Source organism: Paenibacillus sp. FSL R10-2199 (genome assembly GCF_038000235.1).
Classification (GTDB): domain Bacteria; phylum Bacillota; class Bacilli; order Paenibacillales; family Paenibacillaceae; genus Paenibacillus_AQ; species Paenibacillus_AQ phytohabitans.
This window is the reverse complement of record NZ_JBBOBO010000001.1, coordinates 5,284,980-5,307,107: the sequence shown is the minus strand read 5'-3', so window position 1 is coordinate 5,307,107 and position 22,128 is coordinate 5,284,980. Positions and strand designations below refer to the sequence as shown.

The 22,128-nt window shown below is 50.4% G+C and carries 14 protein-coding genes; 9 read left to right on the top strand and 5 right to left on the bottom strand.

Annotation, left to right across the window (positions count from 1 at the left end; all coding sequences use genetic code 11):
• Window positions 1-34: 34 nt before the first annotated feature.
• Window positions 35-1,261 (bottom strand): MFS transporter, encoded by a 1,227-nt coding sequence (locus tag NYE33_RS23155; RefSeq protein WP_042137335.1) that lies wholly within the window; start codon window positions 1,259-1,261, stop codon window positions 35-37.
• Window positions 1,262-1,303: 42 nt separating this feature from the next.
• Window positions 1,304-2,098 carry a TrmB family transcriptional regulator gene (locus NYE33_RS23150; RefSeq protein WP_042137336.1) on the bottom strand — a complete coding sequence of 265 codons (795 nt, stop codon included), beginning with the start codon at window positions 2,096-2,098 and terminating at the stop codon, window positions 1,304-1,306.
• A gap of 294 nt (window positions 2,099-2,392) precedes the next feature.
• Here NYE33_RS23150 and NYE33_RS23145 point away from each other — a divergent pair, with 294 nt between their 5' ends.
• Together NYE33_RS23145 and NYE33_RS23140 are read left to right on the top strand one after the other, a co-directional pair.
• A complete protein-coding gene (locus NYE33_RS23145) occupies window positions 2,393-3,196 on the top strand; it encodes an AAA family ATPase (RefSeq protein ID WP_341067783.1) in 804 nt (267 codons plus the stop codon).
• A 181-nt stretch (window positions 3,197-3,377) separates the two neighbouring features.
• Entirely contained in the window at window positions 3,378-3,806 is a 429-nt protein-coding gene (locus NYE33_RS23140) for an NUDIX hydrolase (RefSeq protein ID WP_341067779.1), read from the top strand.
• A gap of 426 nt (window positions 3,807-4,232) precedes the next feature.
• Here NYE33_RS23140 and NYE33_RS23135 read toward each other — a convergent pair whose 3' ends face one another.
• From NYE33_RS23135 to NYE33_RS23125, 3 genes are all read right to left on the bottom strand, one after another.
• The gene (locus NYE33_RS23135; RefSeq protein ID WP_076245882.1) at window positions 4,233-5,165 is read right to left on the bottom strand and encodes an AraC family transcriptional regulator; all 933 of its coding nucleotides are present in this window, start codon (window positions 5,163-5,165) and stop codon (window positions 4,233-4,235) included.
• Between the two features lie 21 nt (window positions 5,166-5,186).
• Window positions 5,187-6,038 (bottom strand): aldo/keto reductase, encoded by an 852-nt coding sequence (locus tag NYE33_RS23130; RefSeq protein WP_042137343.1) that lies wholly within the window; start codon window positions 6,036-6,038, stop codon window positions 5,187-5,189.
• A gap of 266 nt (window positions 6,039-6,304) precedes the next feature.
• Window positions 6,305-6,853, bottom strand: coding sequence for a TetR/AcrR family transcriptional regulator (locus NYE33_RS23125; RefSeq protein ID WP_340945647.1), 549 nt, complete (start codon window positions 6,851-6,853; stop codon window positions 6,305-6,307).
• A 231-nt stretch (window positions 6,854-7,084) separates the two neighbouring features.
• Here NYE33_RS23125 and NYE33_RS23120 point away from each other — a divergent pair, with 231 nt between their 5' ends.
• The 7 genes from NYE33_RS23120 to ppsA all read left to right on the top strand — a co-directional run bounded on the left by NYE33_RS23120 (window position 7,085) and on the right by ppsA (window position 22,121).
• Entirely contained in the window at window positions 7,085-7,483 is a 399-nt protein-coding gene (locus NYE33_RS23120) for a cupin domain-containing protein (protein ID WP_340945645.1), read from the top strand.
• A gap of 28 nt (window positions 7,484-7,511) precedes the next feature.
• Window positions 7,512-8,492, top strand: coding sequence for an aldo/keto reductase (locus NYE33_RS23115; RefSeq protein ID WP_340945641.1), 981 nt, complete (start codon window positions 7,512-7,514; stop codon window positions 8,490-8,492).
• 44 nt (window positions 8,493-8,536) lie between these two features.
• Entirely contained in the window at window positions 8,537-9,571 is a 1,035-nt protein-coding gene (locus tag NYE33_RS23110; RefSeq protein WP_340987125.1) for a zinc-binding dehydrogenase, read from the top strand.
• A 260-nt stretch (window positions 9,572-9,831) separates the two neighbouring features.
• The gene (locus tag NYE33_RS23105; RefSeq protein ID WP_052421871.1) at window positions 9,832-10,434 is read left to right on the top strand and encodes a lysozyme inhibitor LprI family protein; all 603 of its coding nucleotides are present in this window, start codon (window positions 9,832-9,834) and stop codon (window positions 10,432-10,434) included.
• Between the two features lie 377 nt (window positions 10,435-10,811).
• Complete coding sequence (locus NYE33_RS23100) at window positions 10,812-17,207, top strand: rhamnogalacturonan lyase family protein (RefSeq protein ID WP_341067774.1); 6,396 nt, start codon at window positions 10,812-10,814, stop codon at window positions 17,205-17,207.
• 751 nt (window positions 17,208-17,958) lie between these two features.
• Window positions 17,959-19,230 (top strand): BNR-4 repeat-containing protein, encoded by a 1,272-nt coding sequence (locus NYE33_RS23095; RefSeq protein ID WP_341067771.1) that lies wholly within the window; start codon window positions 17,959-17,961, stop codon window positions 19,228-19,230.
• A 278-nt stretch (window positions 19,231-19,508) separates the two neighbouring features.
• Window positions 19,509-22,121, top strand: coding sequence for a phosphoenolpyruvate synthase (gene ppsA, locus NYE33_RS23090; protein WP_341067768.1), 2,613 nt, complete (start codon window positions 19,509-19,511; stop codon window positions 22,119-22,121).
• Window positions 22,122-22,128 lie beyond the last annotated feature (7 nt).

Here is a 22,128-nt window from a genome sequence, read left to right as displayed (position 1 = left end):
CTACAGGTGAATAATTTCCAATATCAGCTCTCTATTACCCTTTCTCCGCCATATAGGTCTTCTGCGTCCGGAGGACCGGGAAGAGCCAATACATCCAGACAACGGTGATGACGAGTGTACCAAGCCCGCCAATAACTGTCGCTGGTACGGCACCGACCAGACCGGCCATCGTACCGGACTCGAATTCGCCCAGCTGGTTCGAGGTGCCGATGAACAGGGAGTTGACGGCGTTGACCCGGCCCTGCATCTCTTGCGGTGTGTTGACCTGAACCAGCGTGGAACGGATTACGACGCTTACGACGTCGGAGGCGCCGATGAGGAACAGCGCGAAGAGCGAGAGCCAGAAGCTGTGGGACACCCCGAACAGAATCGTCGCCAAGGCGAATACAACGAGGGAGGCGAACAATGTCTTGCCGATTGCTTTCTCCACCGAATATCGGGTTAGAATCAGCGAGACAAGGATCGCCCCGACCGCTGGCGCAGATCGCAGCAGCCCCAGACCGAGTGAGCCGGTCTTCAGGATATCCTCGGCGAAGATCGGCAGCAGAGCAGTCGCACCGCCAAGCAGCACGGCGAACAGATCAAGCGAGATAGTGCCGAGAATGATTTTGCGGGCAAAGACAAACTTCAAGCCGCTGAGGAACGTGTCCATATTGACGGCGTCCAGCTTCTTCACGAAGTGAACGGTCTTGACGAAGAAGATGAGCACGGTCGAGATCAGCAGCGCTGCCAGTGAGGCAATGTAGGCAGCGGCAGTACCCCAAACGACAAGCACTCCTCCAAGTGACGGGCCGACGATCATCGCGGTCTGCATTGCGGAGGCAGACCAGGCTGCGGCCTTCGGCAGCTGTTCCCGGTCCACGATGTCCGGCACAAGCGCAGCAGAGGCTGGGCCTTCGAAGGTACGGCAGGCGCCGAGAATGGCGGCGGCGACCAGCAGATGAAGCGAGCCCAGCCAGCCTTGCAGACTGCCGAGGACGAGCAGCAGGACAACTACGCTCTCCATCAGCTGGCAGAGGTAGACGATGGTCCGGCGGTCGTACCGGTCAGCGGTCTGTCCGGCCGGCAGTGTCAGCAGGAGCATCGGCAGGAATTGCGCCAGGCCGACAAGACCCAGCTGGAAGGCGCTGTCAGTCAGCGCGTACATCTGCCAGCCAATGGCGACAGACAGCATCTGAAAAGCGCTGGTCGAGAATATCCGTGCGATCCACAGGTGCAGGAACGAGCGGTTATGTAGTACGGACGAGCCTTTTGTATTCAAAACATGTCATCCTTTCTAATTCACAGGTATACATTAAATTCATTACATGCCGGAGTTCTTCGCATGCATCTCGGGATGCTCCCGCCGGATCAGTGCATAATCCTTCCCGTACCGGTCCTCCAGCTCACTGGCAAAATCTTTCTCGATCCGCATCATCACAACATCGTGGAAGTACGAGGTCTGCAGTACGTTCAGCACCGCCGGGTGGTTGCTCTCCAGCGCCGATACCGGCGCGTGCCGGCTGAAGCTACCGATGACCGCCGTTTCCTTATCCAGCAGCATGGAGAAATTGCGTGTCCGGTGCGGTCCCCCCGGCGGCACACTATGTACGATGACATGTTCAAGCTCTGTCGGCGTTTCACCGATGACCATGAGATGAACGGCGGTACCCCGGTGCTCGGCTGAGAGCAGCGATTCCTCGACCCAGTGCAGATCCTCTGCCCAAAGATCGACCAGAATCTCCTCTCTGGCATTGGCGGCGAGGCGGCGGATCGCCAGATCCACCTGCTGATCTCCTTTCCAGTTACTGAAGAAGGGCGGCGTATCCGGCAGGGTAGTCAGCTCACTCTCCAGTAAGCGGGCAGTGCGTTCGAACTCCGATTGCAGCAGCTTCACAACTTGCCCGATTGGGATTGCAGCGAAGGTAATCGGATCACCTTCCTCAGCACGACAGACACCTTTCTCTACAAGGCCGCGCAGCGCAGCATAGACATTGGAGCGCGATACTGACACTTGCTTAGAGACTTCGTAGCCTGAAGAAGGGGGCTGACCGTGCAGCGCCAGATAACAGCGGGCTTCAAGATCGGACAAGCCGAGTTTCCTTAGAGCATCAATCATAGGGGGCCTCCTTAGTATTCGATGATCTTCCAGGAACGTTAGAAGTATTCCAAAATACTACTCCTGACTTGAGTAGCTGTCAAGACTGCCGCATCATAATTTTGCCAGCCCCATTCATCCTCAAGCTCCGTTGGGGATGATTAGAAACTCTGAGGGCCGCTGGTTGACAACGCAGGTAGTGAGCAGGTATATTGATTAAATAGTAATTATTACGATTAAATAGATGTCACTATAAAGTATTAACTGCACCGGATATGTAAACTCATGCTACATTTAAGGAGCTTCCAGACAACAATGAATAAAAACAGCAGCAATCAGCGTCTTCCCAGAGCGAAGGGTATAGATATGGGGACTTATTACACACCAAAAGAATGTGCCAGAAAAATAAAGCATCTCGTGCTGCCCCCGATGAACCGGAAGATTGTTGAGGAGTTCATTACAATACTTGGGATGCGGGCGACATTCGAAGAACACAACGTACCCATTCCCAATAAAGTGGTCATGTATGGTCCGCCAGGCACCGGGAAAACATTGACCGCATTCTATATGGCTCAGATGCTGGAGCTTCCGCTTATTCTGGTTCGGCTGGATGCGGTTATTCATAGCCATTTGGGGGAGACCGGCAGCAATATCCGCAAAATATTCGAATATGCCAAAGCAACACCCTGCGTCCTCTTTCTGGATGAATTTGATGCGATTGCAAGAACACGCGAGAGCAATGATGAAGTCAAAGAGATGGCACGCGCGGTAAATACCCTGCTGCAATGTCTGGATGACTTTGGCGACAGCAGTATTTTTGTAGCGGCAACGAATCTGGAGAATGAACTGGACCGGGCGATCTGGAGAAGATTTGATACGAAGATGACTTATTCGCTGCCGGATGAATCCAGCAGGCGTCAATATATCGAGCTATTGATCAATGGATTCGAAGGGGAAGCGGGGTTGACGGAAGAGGTATGCGGGCGCCTTGACGGATGCAGCTTCGCAGATATTGAACAAATTGTCTTGAAGGCCAAACGCAAGGCGGTCATAGAGCATAGCCCGCTAACACACGAACATATTGTGCTATCCTATGAGGAATATAGTCCGTCCTTATAAAAAATAGAGTGTAATTTGAACGTCCCGGATGATGCTTGTATAGATCAACGGGACGTTTTGATTTGTGAGCGAGAACAGCCCGTTTCGTGATATGTTGGATGCAATACGTCGCAGGACGATAACCACTGTAAGTTCTATCACATCTTATTTACATAAAATGAAATCCGGAGGTTGAATGATCGTGCCCAAATTAACCGGAGCAGCAGCAGTGATTGTAGAATCTGACGGTAAAATATTATTAGTGAAGCATAGCTACGGCAAAAACAACTGGGAATTGCCCGGCGGAAAAGGGGAGGACAATGAGTCCGCAGAGGAAACCGCGCAAAGAGAGGTGTTTGAAGAGGTGGGGCTGGAGGTTAGGATTGAAGAGTTGACCGGGGTGTATTATGAAGCGGTGCATGATATGCATCATTTTGTTTTTATAGCAGATAACGTCAATCATCAAGTGCCACAGCCCACTTCTCCGGAGATTCTAGAATGCGGCTTCTACTCCAAAGATGAACTGCCCAAACCGATCAGCGATTTTACTTGTAACCGTATTGAGCATGCTCTGAATCCTGATCGGAAACAACTATTTCATACGGTGGGGCCTAGACAATGGTTTGAATAATACAGAATACTACAGTGCATGAGAAAAGGAGTACATTGCAACGGCAATCTGCTCCTTTTCTCATGCTCACAAGTAAGCGTTAGTGGAATCCACTTTAGCAAATCGCTTGCTAAGGGTTTGAAGTGACCCAACTATGGGATATGCCGGGAGTATGCGGTATGCTTAATTGCACTCTGTACAACTAAATCAACTGATTTACAACCGATTCTCCGTTTAGTTGTATTTCGTACAATTAAACTGCCATTGTACCTCGGTTCTCAGCCATTGGGGCAGATTTAGTTGTACAGAATACAGTTATAAGAGGAAAGCCTCCCTTTTCGCTATTTTTAATTGCACAAAATACAACTATCACTGAATTCCTGCCTGATACTGAATACATCAATTGCTGCATTGTTGAATAACTCACTTCTATGCGCTGATGTTGTACTAATCTCCCAAGAAAACCATGCTTTTCGCAGGATCGTACATTTCCTTTAGCTGCTTCACATCGGATCTCGGGGGAGAGCCAAACATCCGCGAGTATTCACGGCTGAACTGGGAGGCACTCTCATAACCTACACGGAATGCGACTTCCGCAGCTTCTGCAGATTCTGAGAGCAATACACGCCGTGCTTCCTGCAGCCTAAGCTGCTTCTGGAATTGAATCGGGCTCATACCAGTCACTTCCTTAAAGTTGCGATGGAAGGAGGAGAGACTCATATTCGCGGCTTCGGCAAGCTCTTCAACACGCATAGATTGAGTGAAGTGGGTAGTAATCTGATCAATGGCTTCCCTGATCCGGTATGCATTGCTGCCTTCCATTGCGATTTGGCCTAAGGTAACCCCGTAAGGACCTTTTAGAAGAGTATATAGAATCTCCTTAGTGATCAGTGGAGCAAGGAAAGGGATGTCCTCCGGACGGTTCTGCAATTCTACGAGTCTTAATGTTGCATCCATTAAAGCATGCTCCATATCACCTACAAATAAGGCGCGTTTGGCATTGTCATTCGGTACGATCCGGATGTTAGCCTCGTTAATCACCTCTAAAATTTGGTCATGCGTAAATTCTAATTTTAAACTCAGATATGGAATCTCGGCTGAAGCCTTTATAATCTGGCCGACCACAGGCAGATTCATCGAAGAGATCAAATAGTTGGCTGACCCGTATTCGAATCGTTCCTGAGCCAGAAAAACCTCTTTGGAGCCTTGGGCAATCACACAAAAAGCGGGCTTGTACACCCTGTACGCAGGTTCGGAGATTTCTGAATATCTAATAATGAACAGATGGGGAATTGCTGTTTCAAGTACACCATCCGCTGGTGAGAAGTGTTGAATAAGCTTTGCCAATTCTTTTTGTTGTTTGAAGATGGCCTCCAGCATGACGATTCCTCCAGATTTCTATCAGATATCCAGTTTACGGCTGGCAAGCCACTTGACCATTTCAGGATCACGGTGGGAGAAGAACAGGCTCTCTTTCGTATCCAGCGCCGTAATGGAGTTCATATCCCCGCTGCTCAATTCAAAGTCAAAAATATTGAAGTTCTCGGCCATTCTTTCCTTGCGGACCGACTTGGGAATCACGACAACATCTCTTTGAGTCAGCCAGCGCAGAACGACCTGCGCAACGGATTTATGATGCTTGTCAGCGATTGAGGATAGCAGTTCATTCTGGAACAAGTTATTCTTCCCTTCGGCAAAAGGCGCCCAGGACTCGATCTGAACCTTGTTCTCATTCATGAAGGCTGCACTTTCGACCTGCTGATTGAATGGATGTGTCTCCACCTGATTCACGGCAGGGACGATTTCATTATGAAGAATCAGATCGATCAGACGGTCCATATGGAAATTACTGACTCCGATCGCCCGGATTTTCCCTTCACGGTTCAGCTCCTCCATCGCCCGCCAGGAACCATACACATCACCAAACGGCTGATGGATTAGATATAAATCGAGATAATCGAGCTGCAGCCGCTTCAAAGAGTTCTCCACCGCCTGCTTGGTCTTCGCATAACCAGTGTCCTGCACCCAAAGCTTCGTAGTAATAAATAACTCGTCTCTGGCTACGCCGCTGCGTCTGATGGCTTTGCCTACCGCTTCTTCATTCAGATAGGAGGCAGCTGTATCTATCAGCCGGTAACCTGTTGAGATCGCGTCAAGCACGCTTTGTTCACACTGGCTTTGATCGGCAATCTGATAGACTCCGAACCCTAGCACCGGCATTTCCACACCATTGTTAAGAATGACTTGCCGCATATAATTACCTCCATAGGTTGTGAAATATTGTCTCTCTATCGGGACAAGCTGTCCGTTACCTACTTATTATGCTGCAGATCACAAGAGAAGCGTTAGACCAATCCTGCCATATGATTGCCTAATCCTCTTATTGAATACGTTTTGCTGGTGATAGGATTAGGCAATCATTTAGCATTTATGATCTAACGCCTGCACTTTTATTTATAGGATAATAGAAATTGGGGGAAATTGGGGAGGGAGGCGCCACGAAATATTGAACTTATTTACTACTCACAGATTCTATCCAGCAAGGCTCCCAGCTGATCTGCCAATACCAGATAAGATACAGGTCTGTCGTTCATGAACCACCACTCGACAACGCCAACATACGAGGCGGCCACAAAATTCACGACCAGATCCTGATTTAATCCTTCATTCTTTCCTTTGGTGTTGTCCACCTCATCCTGGAACTCATCCACCAGAAACTCCATGAACCGGCTGCGGAAGAACGGAGCCCCTTTACTGGCCAGCATCGTGGAGAAAAAAGCATAATGGGACTCGAAATATTCCGTCCACAATACAGACCCGGTTGCAAAATCCAGATCTGCAGCGGCTGCACATCTTACCCGTAACTCGTCAATATGAGTCTCAATCAGTTTATCCAGCAGGTCGTATTTATCCATGTAGTGCAGGTATATCGTTCCGCGGCTGACGTTAGCCCGATCCGAAAGATCCTGAATGGTAATATCGTCGAAACTCTTTTCCTTCATCAGGTCAATGATTGCAGCCTTTAAGGCTTCCTGGGTTTTAAGGATTCTCCTGTCGATCTTGGTCATATCATTCACCGGGCTTTCTAATATTTATACTTGGTTATAATTATAAACAATTGTATATTATTTTATCAAACGAATTCTTACGATACTGAACAAATTCCTGCATTCGTTTCAGTATTGTACAAAAACGGCGAAATCAACAATTGGAAAGTTACTGAAGGTTGTTATAATAATAGACGTGAGTACATTAACGTAAGTTGTCACAATCATAATAAATGAAAGAAGGAATCTACGATGGAAAATGAACACCTTAGCAGCAGCACCATTTTCCCGCTAGGCAACAAGGTTGAAGCTAATTTCACAGGCGATGCTTACCTGCAGATGATATTTACAGATCCGGCACCGCTGAATACGGCAATCGGTAATGTGACCTTTGCTCCAGGCGCCCGCAATAACTGGCACGCACATCAGGCCGGACAAGTTCTGCTAGTTACCGGCGGCAACGGCTGGTATCAGGAAGAAGGCCAACCGGCCCGGCTTCTCCAGACAGGTGATGTAGTTAACATCCCGGCTAACGTGAGACATTGGCATGGTGCAACCAAGGACAGCTGGTTTGTACATCTGGCTATGACCCCGGGACCAACAGACTGGTTCGAAGCTGTTCATGAAGAATGGTATGCTGAATTGAAATAGATAATTATAGGAAACGGAGGGTTTGGCTATGGAATATATTAAGTTCGGAAATACAGGGATGGATGTGTCGCGGATTTGTCTGGGTTGTATGAGCTTTGGTGAGGTGCTGCCGGGAGGCCATCAGTGGGTTCTGGATGAAGAGCACAGCCGGCCGATTATCAAAAGAGCCCTGGAGCTCGGGATCAACTTTTTTGATACAGCGAACGTTTACGCGAATGGAACAAGTGAAGAGATTACCGGACGCGCGCTGAAGGAATATGCGAACCGGGATGAACTGGTTCTCGCTACGAAGGTCTGGGGACGTATGCATGAAGGTCCGAATGGTGCAGGGTTGTCCCGGAAATCCATCATGAGTGAAATCGATAAAAGCTTAAAGCGGCTGGGAACGGATTATGTAGATCTCTACATCATTCACCGCTGGGATTACAACACGCCGATTGAAGAAACGATGGAAGCTATGCATGATGTAGTGAAGGCCGGAAAAGCCCGGTATATCGGCGCATCGGCAATGTTCGCCTGGCAGTTCCAAAAGGCCCAGCATGTGGCCGAGAAGAATGGCTGGACAAGGTTCGTCTCGATGCAGAATCACCTGAATCTCATCTACCGTGAAGAGGAAAGGGAGATGATGCCGCTCTGCGCGGATCAGAAAATTGCGGTCACTCCTTACAGCCCCCTGGCTTCAGGCAGACTGATCCGCGACTGGTCTGAAAGCACTCACCGGTCCGAGACCGACCATGTCCAGAAATGGAAATACGACTCTACAGCTGATGCTGACCGTCTGATCGTTCAGCGTGTGGCGTCTCTGGCCGAAGAGCGCGGTGTACCGCGCATCCATATCGCACTAGCCTGGCTGCTGCAGAAAGAATCTGTAGCTGCCCCAATTATAGGCGCAACGAAGCTGTCGCAGCTCGAAGATGCTGCCGGTGCACTGCAGGTGAAATTAACAGCTGAGGAGATTAATTTCCTTGAAGAGCTGTATGTTCCGCACAACGTAGTTGGAGCCCAGTAATTACAATAGGGCGGATAATTTAAGTGAAAAGGTGGAACTTAGAAATGAAAGCAAATATTATGTACGCTGCCGGTGATGTACGCGTAGAAGAGCTGCCCCTTCCGGAATTGAAACTACCAACGGATGCGATTATTAAGGTAGTGGCCGCCTGTATTTGCGGAAGCGACCTGCATCCTTATCACAGCATGCATGCCCATGAGCATGGCGAAGGTGATGCCATGGGGCATGAAGTGATTGGACGTATTCAGGAAATGGGTTCGGAGGTTTCCGGCTTCAAACAAGGCGATTTGGTTATTGTGCCATTTGCCGTCGGAGATAACACCTGTCCCTTCTGTCTGGAAGGACTGATGACCTCCTGTGTGCATGGAAGCTTCATGACCGGCTGTCAGGCAGAATATGTCCGGGTGCCGCAAGCACAGGGAAGCATGTTCAAGCTGCCGGATGAAATTAAGGATGACTCTCCTTTATTGCCGTCTCTGCTGACCTTGTCTGACGTATACGGTACCGGCTATCATGCGGCGGTGATGGGACGCGTGAATGAGAATACGACGGTAACCGTAATCGGTGATGGCGCTGTGGGACTGCTGGCCGTTCTGTCGGCGAAGAAGCTGGGAGCCAAGCAGATCATTCTGATGGGCCGTCACAAAGTGCGGACAGACCTCGGAATAGAATTCGGAGCCACAGATGTTGTTCCAGAACGCGGAGAAGAAGGCGTTGCAAGAGTACGGGCGCTGACGAACGGGGAAGGGACACATGTTGTTCTGGAATGCGTCGGGCTGATGCCTGCTTACGAGATGAGTATTGGAGCGGTCCGGGCCGGAGGCGTGATCAGCCGTGTAGGTGTTCCGCAGTATGAGGAGGCTCCTGTCGGTTTTGCCAGCTTGTTCGGACGCAATATTACGCTTACCGGCGGGCCGGCACCCACTCGTGCATACATGGAAGAATTGTTGCCGGATATACTTGACGGTACCCTTGAACCTGGACGTGTCTTCGACGTAACCGTTGATTTGGACGGGGTTCCGGAAGGTTACCGCGCGATGGACAACAGGGAAGCCCTTAAAGTACTGATCAGACCTTAAGGTGAGCAGAGAATATTTAATGACATAGTGTAGTTGAACTTAAGCTGCCATGATTCTGAACAATTAGGATCAGGGCAGCTTTTTGTGTTGAATGATGTTCTTTGTCGGCAGTTTATCATCGGCGAAATCTTCTTTTTGCTAGGTTGGCCCGGTAATGATTAGTAAGTGGCAGTTACAGGTAATAAGTCTAGAGGCAGTTGATTCCAGCCGGATCTGTGAAGTATGCTAACTACTATACCAAACCGACAGGATGAGGACTTATGAAAAAAGCAATAATAACGACACTGTTGATCTCCAGTCTGCTGTTAAGCGGCTGCGGCAATAATGAGGCCGGCAACGGCAATGCAGCGGCTCCTGAGCAGACCGGGGTGGAAACTTCTGCAGCGCCGGAGATAACACCCGCAGCGACAGCGGTTGCTACTGTGCAGCCCACTCCCGAAGCTACAACGACGGCAGCTCCCTCGCCGGAGACTACTGCTGAAGCTACTCCGGAGCCGGAGGAGTCCACGCGTCAGGCCTATTTTGACAAACTGGATGAGATTGAAGAGGGGTTGTCAGACCTGAAGGCTATATCGGATAAAGGCACAACGCTTGCAATGTCAACAGCGGCCGTTCAGGAGAACGAACGGTGGGACAAAGCGCTGAATGAGATCTACCAGGTGCTCAAACAGCAGCTCCCCGAAGCAGAAATGGCTAAGCTGAAAGAGGAACAGCGGAACTGGATTACACTCCGCGATGAGACGGCGGCCAAGGAGGCAGCCAAATACGAAGGAGGGACAGCGGAGGGACTGGAGTATGCCATCACGCTGGCCAGTGTTACCCGTGACCGCTGTTATAAGCTGGTTGAGTTGTATATGGATTGATGAAGGAGCTGTCAGAGGGGTACAAGGATAGGTAATAACATTTCAGAAATCTCGGTAGGCGGTTGCCTATCGGGATTTCTTTTTTTGTGCCTGTAAGAATGATTTATAACGTGAACTATATAAATCCTTATATTTTAAAATAGTCGATTCTGGGTTGAAAGTGCTTTTTTTTGAGCAGAATTGAATCCCATTATTTGATACACTTGTGCATATTTGGTGGGACCTAATGAAAGGGGATGATAACCTCTGGCTGAGCGGGTATAGCATATTGAGATTAAGAGGACTGCAGCAGGTGTGTTAAATGACAACTATGATGTGAACGTACAAGTTTCCCCCGACTTCTAAATGAGTTTAGAATAATAGGAGGAGTTAAGTACATGGGCAAAAAAGTAATTTTCGTCAAAAAATCAGTGTTCGCATTCTTATTATCATTACTACTGGTTCTCCCGCTTGCCATTCCGGCATCTCCGGTACATGCAGAATCAACGGGCAGCCTTCCCGCACGTCAGGCAGAATATCTGAACCGGGGGTTAGTAGCGGTCCTGGTTGATAACGGTGTCTACTTGAGCTGGAGGTACTTGAATACGGATTCAGATGAAATCGCTTTCAATGTATATAAAAACGGATATAAAGTAAACTCAGCTCCGATCAGCGGCTCCACCAATTACGTGGACGCCACAGGCGCAGACAGTTCCCAGTATCAGATTTCTACCGTCATTGCCGGTAAGGAAGAGATGCAGGCGGAGACCGTACCGGTGCTGCACAACGGTTATATGCCCATCCCGCTGGATAAACCGGCTGACGGCCGTACCAAAGACGGAGGCACCTATTCCTACTACGCCGGAGATGCTTCTGTAGGAGATTTGGATGGCGACGGTGATTATGAAATCGTTTTCTTGTGGAGCCCGAGCAATTCCAAGGACAATTCACAGGCAGGGTATACCGGCAACGTCTATATCGATGCGATTGAAATGGACGGTACGAAGCTATGGAGAATCGACCTGGGTGTTAACATTCGCGCAGGAGCCCATTACACACAGCTGATGGTGTATGATCTGGACGACAACGGCAAAGCTGAAGTCGTCGTCAAAACAGCGGACGGCACGAAGGACGGCCAAGGCACAGTTATCGGTGACGGCACGAAGGATTACCGCAATGAGAGCGGATATATCCTCTCCGGAGCAGAATATCTGACGCTGTTTGACGGTCAGACCGGAGCAGCCGTATCCACCGTGAATTACGACCCTCCAAGAGGAGAGGTAAGTGCGTGGGGGGACGGATACGGCAACCGCGTAGACCGCTTCCTGGCGGGGATTGCCTATCTGGATGGCGTGAAGCCAAGCGTAGTCATGGCCCGCGGCTACTATACACGAACGACTCTCACAGCTTACGACTATGTTGGCGGCGAGCTGGTGAAGCGCTGGAACTTTGATACCAATGAAGCCGGATCGCAATATGAAGGACAAGGAAATCACAATCTAAGCGTGCTTGATGTTGACAGTGACGGTAAAGACGAAATCATGTACGGATCCCTGGCGATTGACGATGATGGAACCCTAATCTATAGCACCGGACTCGGCCATGGCGATGCGATGCATGCCGGCAAGCTCGATCCGGGCCGGGAAGGTTACCAGATCGTGAGTGTGCATGAGCATACGAACGCTGAATACGGGCTGGAGATGCGTGATGCTGCAACAGGTGAGATTATCTGGGGCCAGTATACCGGTAAGGATACCGGACGCGGAATGTCTGCGGATATTGATCCGAACTACCCGGGATATGAATCATGGGCAGCCACGATTGTCGATGGTCAGATGGACCCTTTATCCCGCGGATATGCGGCTAATGGAGAGGTTATTTATGAACAGAATGAAGTGCCGCGAAGCGCCAACTTTGCGATCTGGTGGGACGGGGATCTTCAGCGGGAGCTGTTCGACCATGAATGGAATAACACTACAGCGAAAGGCATTCCGCTCGTTTACAAGTGGGATTATGAGAATAAGCAACTGAAGGAGATTTTCCGGGCAACCGGTACCTTGACCAATAATCATACTAAAGGCAACCCTGCCCTTCAGGCGGATATCCTGGGTGACTGGCGTGAAGAGCTGCTGCTGCGCAGCGAAGACAGCTCGGAGTACAGACTCTATACAACAACGATTCCCACAAGCTACAAGATTCCTGCGCTGATGCAGGATCCCGTATACCGTTTAGGGATAGCCTGGCAGAATGTCGCCTACAACCAGCCGCCGCACACCGGATTCTATCTCGGAGCGGAAGCGACCGAATTCCCTAAAGCGAATGTCACTCTAACCGGAGCACAAGAAACACCTCAGCAGGTTTATTACTTTGATTTCGGCACGGACCCGGCTGCCGGAGCAACAGCAGTTCAGGATACACCTTACACAGAGGCAACCGGATACGGCTTTGAGAGTACAAGCGGAATTACTCTGGACGCAAATCATGTTTCGCTTCCGGACAACACAAAGTTTGCTGTTGACCTGCCGAGTGCCAATTACAAGGTAACGCTCAAGCTTGGTGCTGATGCCCGGGATTCCAATATCGGCGTCAATTCTGAATTTGTTCAAAAGCTGGCCGTCACTGGTGTAAGCGCGGGAGCACCTCTGGTCTACTCGTATGATATTGCGGTGGTAGACGGTCAGCTGGAGCTCATTTTCTCCGGCACAGCCATTGACGTGCAGGAGATTATTATCGAGAAGTACCCGGAGAAGACGCAGGGAGCTGCAAAGACGATCTATATGGCCGGCGATTCCACGATGCAGTCTTATAGCAGTGCACAGGCTCCCCAGGAAGGGTGGGGCCAGCAATTCGGACGGTATTTTGCGAATGGTGCGGTGGTCAAGAACGATTCGATCGGCGGCAGAAGCAGCAAATCATTCATGGTTGACGGCCGTCTCGATACGATATTGCAGCGGATCAAACCGGGAGACTTCTTCTTCATTTCTTTCGGACATAACGATGCCAGCATAGGAATTCCTGACCGCTATGCCTCCCCGGCGGATTATAAAACCTACCTGGCCCGTTATGTGAACGGAGCCAAGCAGCGCGGTGCGACCCCTGTCCTGCTCACGCCGGTAGGACGAAGAGACTTCAATACAGTCACTCAGGAATTTAACGTAAGTTTCCCCGAATATGTGAAGGCGGCCAAAGAAGTAGCAGTAGAGCTGAATGTACCGCTGATCGATTTGAGCCAGTTAAGCATTGCGGATTACAATCGTATCGGCCTGGCGGCTACGGAGAAAATCTTCCTGTACGCTAATCCCGGCGAATATCCGAAGTACCCGAACGGCGTCGGCGATAATACGCATTTCAGCAGCTACGGTGCGCAGGTTATTGCCGGTCTGGTAGCGGGAGCAGTGAAAGATATGGGACTCAGCATATCACCCTTAGTCATCGATCCGGATATTACGGAACCGGAGCCAGAACCGGAGGTTCAGGTCTATGAGGAGAACTTTGAGGGTGATCCGGCGGCCGCTCAATATTCAATGGTGAATGCCACGGGTATAGCCGGGACAATGACAGGCACGGTCACCGAGCAAAGCGGAAACAAGGTGATGTCGGTTACCGGTTCCGGCTCCGGGAATCGCGCGAAAGTGTTCCGGTTGTTCGATGCGGTGAACGGGGACATCGTTAATGTTAATTTCAACTGGCATTCCGGCAACGTAGGTGCTACCCCGTCAGAAGGACATCTGACCTTGCAGGATGCAAACGAGAATATCATTCTCACACTGTTAACAAAAACAGGAACAACCAGTCCCGGTACAAAAATCCATTATTTTGTGGGCCCGTACACACCTGACTACGGAACCGGCACCACAGCTGTTCCGGATGGCGGAATTACGACGGACATTCTGAAGAACCAGTGGGTCAATGCCAATGTGAAGATTAATTTTGCCGAGAAGAAGATTGATCTGACATTGACGAGTCTGGCTGACCCCACTGTCACTCAGACGATCAAGGATATCCCGATGAGTCCCGGCGTTTATGCCAATAACGTAAGGGGATTCCGGTTCCTGGGAACGAGAAAGGGAGGCGGCGGCACGCTGAGCTGGACCACGCAGATCGATAATGTGAAGCTCGAAGGCAAGATGCTTCCACCGGTTGCAGGCGATCAGGCGGCATTGATTGCGCTGCATCAAGAAGTGAAAGCCTTGGATCTGTCAGCCTATACGGACGCATCCGTAGCAGTGCTGAATAAAGCGTTGGCGTCTGTGGAAGCAGTGCTGCGTACAGATGCCACACAGGCTCAAGTCGACCATGCAGTGAACCTGCTGACAGTCGCGAGGGAATCACTGACCAGTAGCCCGGCTGGTGATATCAGCGTATACAAATTTGATTTCGGCTCCGGAAGCGCTGAACAAGGCTACACCAGAGTAGATTCCAAAAGAGCTTATATTGAAGGGAATGGCTACGGCTTTACGGATACCGCGCTGGTACAGGATGAGAACCGCGAAACCGGAAATGCGCTGACAGAGGATTTCATCCGCATGAACGGCAGCAGCTTCCTGGTGGAAATGAAGCCGGCTAATTACCGTGTAACCATGACCATTGGCGATGCAGAGGAAGCGACTAACGCTGCTGTGGTTGTCGAACAGATGACCAAAGTTCCGGTTACAACCGTAGCCAAGGGCCAGTTTACCGAAGTAACCTATGATATTGCCCTGATTGACGGTGTCTTTGACTTTACGTTCTCCGGCAATTCGCCGAAGATCAATGCGCTGAAGATCGAGCGCCTGCCGGAGACCGGCGTAGCTGACCAGCCGACCCTCTATCTGGCAAGCGATTCCACGGTCGCCAATTATGCAGAAAGCTATCGCCCGCAGGCTGGATGGGGTGAGACGCTAGGCGGTTATTTCGATCTGGAGCAGATTCGTATTGACAACCGTGCTGTCAGCGGTTTAAGCAGTAAGACCTTCCTGGTTGGCGGATATCTTAACGACATTCTGCTGGGTATTCATGAAGGTGACTATCTGTTCATGCAGTGGTCGCATAATGATTCCACACCGTCCCGGCCGGAACGTTATCTTACACCGGAGCAGTTCAAGGTGTATCTGAAAGATTACATTAACGGTACTGTGCAGAGAGGCGCAATTCCGGTGCTGGTCACGCCGGTGAACCGGCGCGATTTCACCGGAGAAGTATTGAACAAGAGCTTCCCGGAATATGTGCAGGCGATGAAAGAAACGGCACAGGAGACTGGAGCCCTGCTGATTGATCTGAATCAAGCCAGCTGGGAATATTTCCAGGAGCTTGGGCCGGAAGGTACCAAATCCATATTTATGTGGGTGGGTACAACCGAGGACAACACACATCTTCAGATGAACGGTGCGGTAAAGGTATCCGGGATGGTAGCTAAGCTCGTGCAAAAGCTGGACATTCCGCTCTCTAGTCTGGTTACCCTTGAAGAAGAACCTTCGGACCAGACAGCGCCGCATACTACTGCGGCTATGGCAGGAGAGTTGCAGAATAACTGGTATACTTCAGCGGTAGAAGTAACGTTTACCGCAACGGATGAAGCTTCCGGAGTCGATTCGACTTACTATCAAATCGACGGCGGGGAGATCCAGACCGGCACGAAGCTGACGATAAGTGATGAGGGCAAACACACCGTCACTTACTGGAGCGTTGACCTGAACGACAATAAGGAGGCTGAACAGACACTTGCAGTACCTGTGGATCTCGCCCCTCCGGTCATCGATATTCAGGGCCAGACAGAATACACGATTGACCAGCAGGTAGAGATTATATATACAGCTTCCGATACCGTGTCCGGTGTAGCAGAACCAAGCGGCGTGCTGTTGAACGCTCCTGCTTATACGCTGGAGCCTGGCTTGCATGAGGTAACAGCTACGGTCTCCGACTTGGCGGGCCGGGAAACGAGTGTGGATTACAGTTTCGGCATTTCGGCTACCTTTGCAAGTTTGGCTGAGCTGACACGTACCTTCGCAGCGGCTTCGGATGATCCGAACGCCGGGGCACTTGCCGAACAGCTGGGAGGCAAACTGCAGCTGGCAGAACTAGCAGCGGGTGCACATGAAGGTGCGAAGGCACGACAGCTGCTCGCATCCTATGGCAATGATGTCAATGCCGGCAGGAATACGGTATTTACAGCGGAACAGGCAGATGTACTGGGTAAGTGGGCCGCATGGATCAGCCAGGGCACACCACTTGCGGACAGTGCCCCCGGCACTCCTGTATTGTCCGACAACAACGGCCATGATACTGGGCTGAGAGACGGAGATTACACCATCACCATGAATCTCTGGTGGGGTAACAACGGCACAAAGTTCAAGCTGTATGAGAACGGTGAGCTGATCCAAGAAGTGTCTCTGGCAGACCAGTCCCCTTCCGCCCAGTCTGTACAGATCGATATTACCGGCAAACGGAATGGTACGTATATCTATACAGGTGAACTGAGCAATTCATACGGTACAACGAAGAGTGCCCCGCTGAGTGTAACAGTCACGGATGCCTCTCCAGGGCAAGCCGTATTGTCTAACGACAACTGGGACGGGGACGGCAGCTATAATGTAAGTATGAATCTGTGGTGGGGTACGAATGCTACCGGATATGATCTCTATGAGAATGGAATTCTGGTAGATACCCAAACCCTGCAGGCACAGACACCAGGTGCACAATCGGCAGTCACTGCAATTTCCGGCAAAGCTCCGGGGACCTATGAATACGAGGTGGTGTTACGCAACCCGGCGGGTGAAACCAGAACGCCGAAGATGATCGTCACGGTACGGAAATAGACCGGTCAGGCTGATAGCCTGGCAGATGCTTAAGCTTCACATTCAGGAAAGTCCGGGTCGCGGACTTTCCTTTTTTATTGCATAGGAAATGATGCTACGCGTGAGCTGTGGACAATCGGTTACTTTGGAATTCGGAGCAGAGCAGATCTGGCAAAAGGACGAATGTGTTATTGTATCCGGAATCCCGCTGAATCCCCGGAAGTCGGGCCAAAGGAGGGACAATGTATGCGAAAAATCGAACAGATTGTGCTTGCGTGGAGGTAACTGGACCAAATGTATGCGAAAAATCGAATACAATGTGCATCCATGGAGGTAACTGGACCAAATGTATGCGAAAAATCGAACACATTGTGCATGCGTGGAGGTAACCGGACCATATGTATGCGAAAAACCGAATACATTGTGTTTTCCCGGAAGGAAGAAGATTATATCACTGGATGCTGCTCATGTCTGAATGGAGTAATGTATGGTAACCTTTGAATCTGCATCAGGTGCAAAGGCGCTTAAGCTCCAGCTTGATTCACCCGATAGGGTGATTTTGTCATGTTGAATTTTCTATCCTCGTACACAGTAATCTTGCAAAAGTACAGTAACAAATCCCGCTTCCGCGTGCTATTCTTGGTCAGAAATACTTGAAAGATCCTAGGAAGGAGGTACACCGGACAAAATTGAATGCGTTTACATTAGTGGATGGATGATTGAATGAATACTGCACTTTGTAAGAAGCATTTATCTGAAGGAGGCGGAAGGGTTGAAGAAAATTAAACAATGGAAGCTCGGACTCATGATGACAGTGCTGATGCTGATGCTGCCAGCAGGAACAGGTAGCGCAGCCGCTGTGTTGGAAGAGGTTCCATTTCCGATGGATTCCAGCAATCAGGCCGGATGGTGGTCTCCCCTTGCCACGTATGGACTGGGTTATGAGTATGCGTACATGGCCTATAATGCACCGGGAGCTATTGCCGGTAAACATACCGTAGCCATTGCCAGACGGGATAACGATGGGATCTGGAGCAAGCTGCCGCTCATGAACGGTACCGCACCTGCAGAGTATCTCGACGATCTGGGGCATAATCAGCCGTCGATGGCCAGAGACGGGAGCGGCCGGTTTCACGTATTTGCCTCCATGCACAGCAATCCGTGGCAGTACTTCCGCTCGGATACGGTAGGAGGGATTCCGCAGAATCACTCCGATGAGCTGCCTCAAGGCATGACGGTAACCTATCCGGTATTGGCGACAGCCCCGAACGGGGATTTGTATCTGATGGTGCGTGCTGACAAAGATCAGGCAGGCAAAAGAGAGGCCGTTCTGTTCCGCTGGAATAATACCGAATCTGTGTGGAGCCAGGTCAAGGTGATTGCCGCGCACCTTAACCGGTCTGTCTACCCTGACGATCTGGTCTTTGATGCCAGGGGAGATCTTCATATCTTGTTCGAGTGGGCGTATTTCGCTGCCAGCCCGCTGCGCCACCAGCTGTCTTATCTGAAATATAGTCCTTCCACGGGGGGATTCTCCAAAGCAGACGGAACGCCTGTGTCAGCTCCGGTCTCACTGACTACCGCAGATATTGTACAGCCTATGGCTCCTGGTGAAGCCTATGTACAGAGCGGCAGCGATCCCGGCGGACCGGGCGTTCAGAGCGCCAAGATGACGCTCGATACTCTCGGCCGCCCGGTTATTGCGTACCGCTATCGTGAAGAAGGCGCTACGAGCTTCTCGGTTAAGCAGGCCACTTATGGCACAGGGGGATGGGTGCTGCAGACGGTCTATAATGCAGCTCCGACTACAGCCGCGATTGATGTGACCTGGGCAGGCAATGCCGCAAGAATCTATTACGTGAAAAGCAGCGGCAGCGATCGTGCATTCATGGCCGTAAATACGGGCGCAGGCTGGACCGAAACATCGCTTGCGCCGGGTATCCCGGTCGAGCGGCTGGCGGTTGACCGCAGTCCCAAAGGTATCGATATCCTGTATCTGGTGGATGTGACAAACCTGAAGCTCTACTACGGGCGTAACGAATAGACGAATAGAGGAGGACTCAGATTCCTTTATTTGTGTTAATCAGGCGTTATTCGCGGAATCTCAGTCCGCTTCAATATAACTTCCCATACGTCAAAAAAAAGAACCTGAGCAGCAGCTCAGGTTCTTCATATTGCATATATACATACAGGATGATATAATCACTTCACAACTGTTTTTATTTGAAATAACAAAGTTAATGCATCTTATATATTTAATATAACATGCCGGAAATTTCTTGTCAAATTTTTTTTCAACTCAATAGTTAGGGGAGATATGGAATGGATGCTTTGGTTCTGGGTTTTGAGGAAATGGATAATACGCAGCTGCTGCTGGTTGGCGGCAAAGGGTTAAATCTGGGGATGTTATCAGGAATAGAAGGCATCCAAGTCCCCGAAGGCTTCTGTGTTACAACCGCAGCTTATCAGGAAGCAATCGTGCATAACGAAACCTATCATGTTCTACTGAATCGGCTAACCACACTGCGAGCGGACAACCGGGAGCAGATTAGAGAAATCAGCAGGGAGATCCGCCGGATGATTACGGAAGCAGAAATTCCGTCCGGGGTTGTAACAGCAGTTACACAGGTTCTCTCCCGGCTGGGGAGTGAACAGGCTTACGCGGTACGTTCCAGTGCGACTGCTGAGGATCTGCCGCATGCCTCTTTTGCCGGCCAGCAAGACACCTACTTAAATATTATCGGCGTTGATGCCATCCTCCAGCATATCAGCAAATGTTGGGCCTCACTATTCACGGACCGCGCGGTAATCTACCGGCTGCAGAATGGTTTTGACCACACTCAGGTCTATTTGTCAGTTATCGTTCAAAGAATGGTCTTCCCGCAGGCTTCGGGCATTCTGTTTACCGCTGATCCGGTAACAAATAACCGTAAGCTGCTGTCCATCGACGCCAGCTTTGGACTTGGAGAAGCATTGGTCTCAGGCCTGGTGTCTCCCGATTGTTATAAGGTGAAAGACGGGGAGATCGTCGATAAGCGGATTGCAGCCAAAAAACTGGCTATTTACGGACTGCCGCAAGGCGGTACTGAAACCCGGCAGCTTGATTCCGGCCAGCAACAAGCGCAGACGCTTACTGAAATGCAGATTTTGCAGCTCGCACATATCGGCAGACAAATCGAGACTTATTTTGGCTCACCCCAGGATATTGAATGGTGTCTGGCTGATGATACCTTCTATATTGTGCAGAGCCGGCCCATCACCACGCTATTCCCGATCCCTGAAGCCAGTGATCAAGAGAACCGCGCTTATGTATCTGTGGGTCATGGGCAAATGATGACAGATGCTATGAAGCCGCTGGGCCTGTCTTTTCACCTGTTAATAACTCCTGCTCCCATGCGTATAGCCGGCGGAAGACTGTTTGTCGATGTCACCTCCTATTTGGCTTCGCCCGCCAGAATGATGATCATTGATACCTTGGGGAAATCCGATCCGCTCGTCAAAGACGCGCTTATGACTATCGTGGAGCGGGGAGATTTCATACCCATCTCACCGCAAGCTGAAGCGGCCGCGCAGTCCGGCAAAAGCAATCCAGGTAAGCCGCCCGTTGGCGATCAAACACCTGCCGGCAGCGATCCGGCCATCGTTACGGAGCTGATCAAGAGTAATGCGGCATCGGTAGATGAGCTGAAACACAACATCAAGACGAAATCAGGCTCGGCTCTATTCGAGTTCATCCTTGAAGATATCCAGGAACTGAAGAGGGTTCTATTCGACCCGCAGAGTACGGCAGTGTTCATGGCCGCAATGGATTCTTCCGCATGGATTAACGAAAAAATGAACGAGTGGTTAGGTGAAATTAACGCGGCTGATACCCTTTCGCAATCAGTGCAGAACAATATTACTTCGGAAATGGGTCTGGAACTGATGGATGTCGCAGATGTGATTCGTCCTTACCCGCAGGTCATTGATTATTTGCAGCAAGTACAAGAGGAGGACTTCCTGGACGGACTGATTAAGATAGAGGGCGGGCAAGAAACGTATGACGCTCTTAATAATTATCTCAGCAAATACGGAATGCGCTGTACCGGAGAAATCGATATTACCAGAACCCGCTGGAGCGAGAAACCGGCGATACTGATCCCCATGATTCTTAGCAACATCAGAAACTTTGCACCGGATGTCAGCAGACAGAAATTTGAGCAGGGGCGGCAGGAAGCTTGGGAGAAAGAACAGGAGCTGTTAGACCGCTTGAAGCAGTTACCGGATGGAGAACACAAAGCCGAAGAAACCAAAGTAAGAATTGACCTGGTCCGGAATTTCATCGGTTACCGGGAATATCCTAAATACGGCATGGTTAGCCGTTACCTGGTGTATAAGCAGGCGTTACTGAAGGAAGCCGGACGCCTCGTTCAAGCAGGTGTTATCCACGACAAAGAAGATATATACTACCTCAATTTTGAAGAGCTTCACGAAGCCGTCCGCACGAATACAACCGATTACCAGCTCATCAATAAGCGTAAAGAGGACTATAAATTATATGTCAAGCTCACTCCCCCGCGTGTGATTACCTCTGACGGTGAAATCCTGTCCGGCCAATACAAACGGGATCATCTCCCGGCTGGGGCTATTGCAGGTCTGCCTGTTTCTTCCGGAATGGTAGAAGGCAGGGCACGTGTGATCCTCAACATGGAAGAGGCTAATCTGGAGGAGGGGGATATTCTGGTCACCTTGTTTACTGACCCCAGCTGGACCCCGTTGTTCGTCTCCATCAAAGGCCTAATTACCGAAGTCGGCGGACTGATGACCCATGGCGCAGTGATCGCACGGGAATACGGCTTACCGGCAGTTGTCGGAGTGGAGAATGCCACCAGACTCATCCAGGACGGGCAACGCATCCGTGTGCATGGAACCGAAGGGTATGTTGAAATATTGTGAGAAGAAA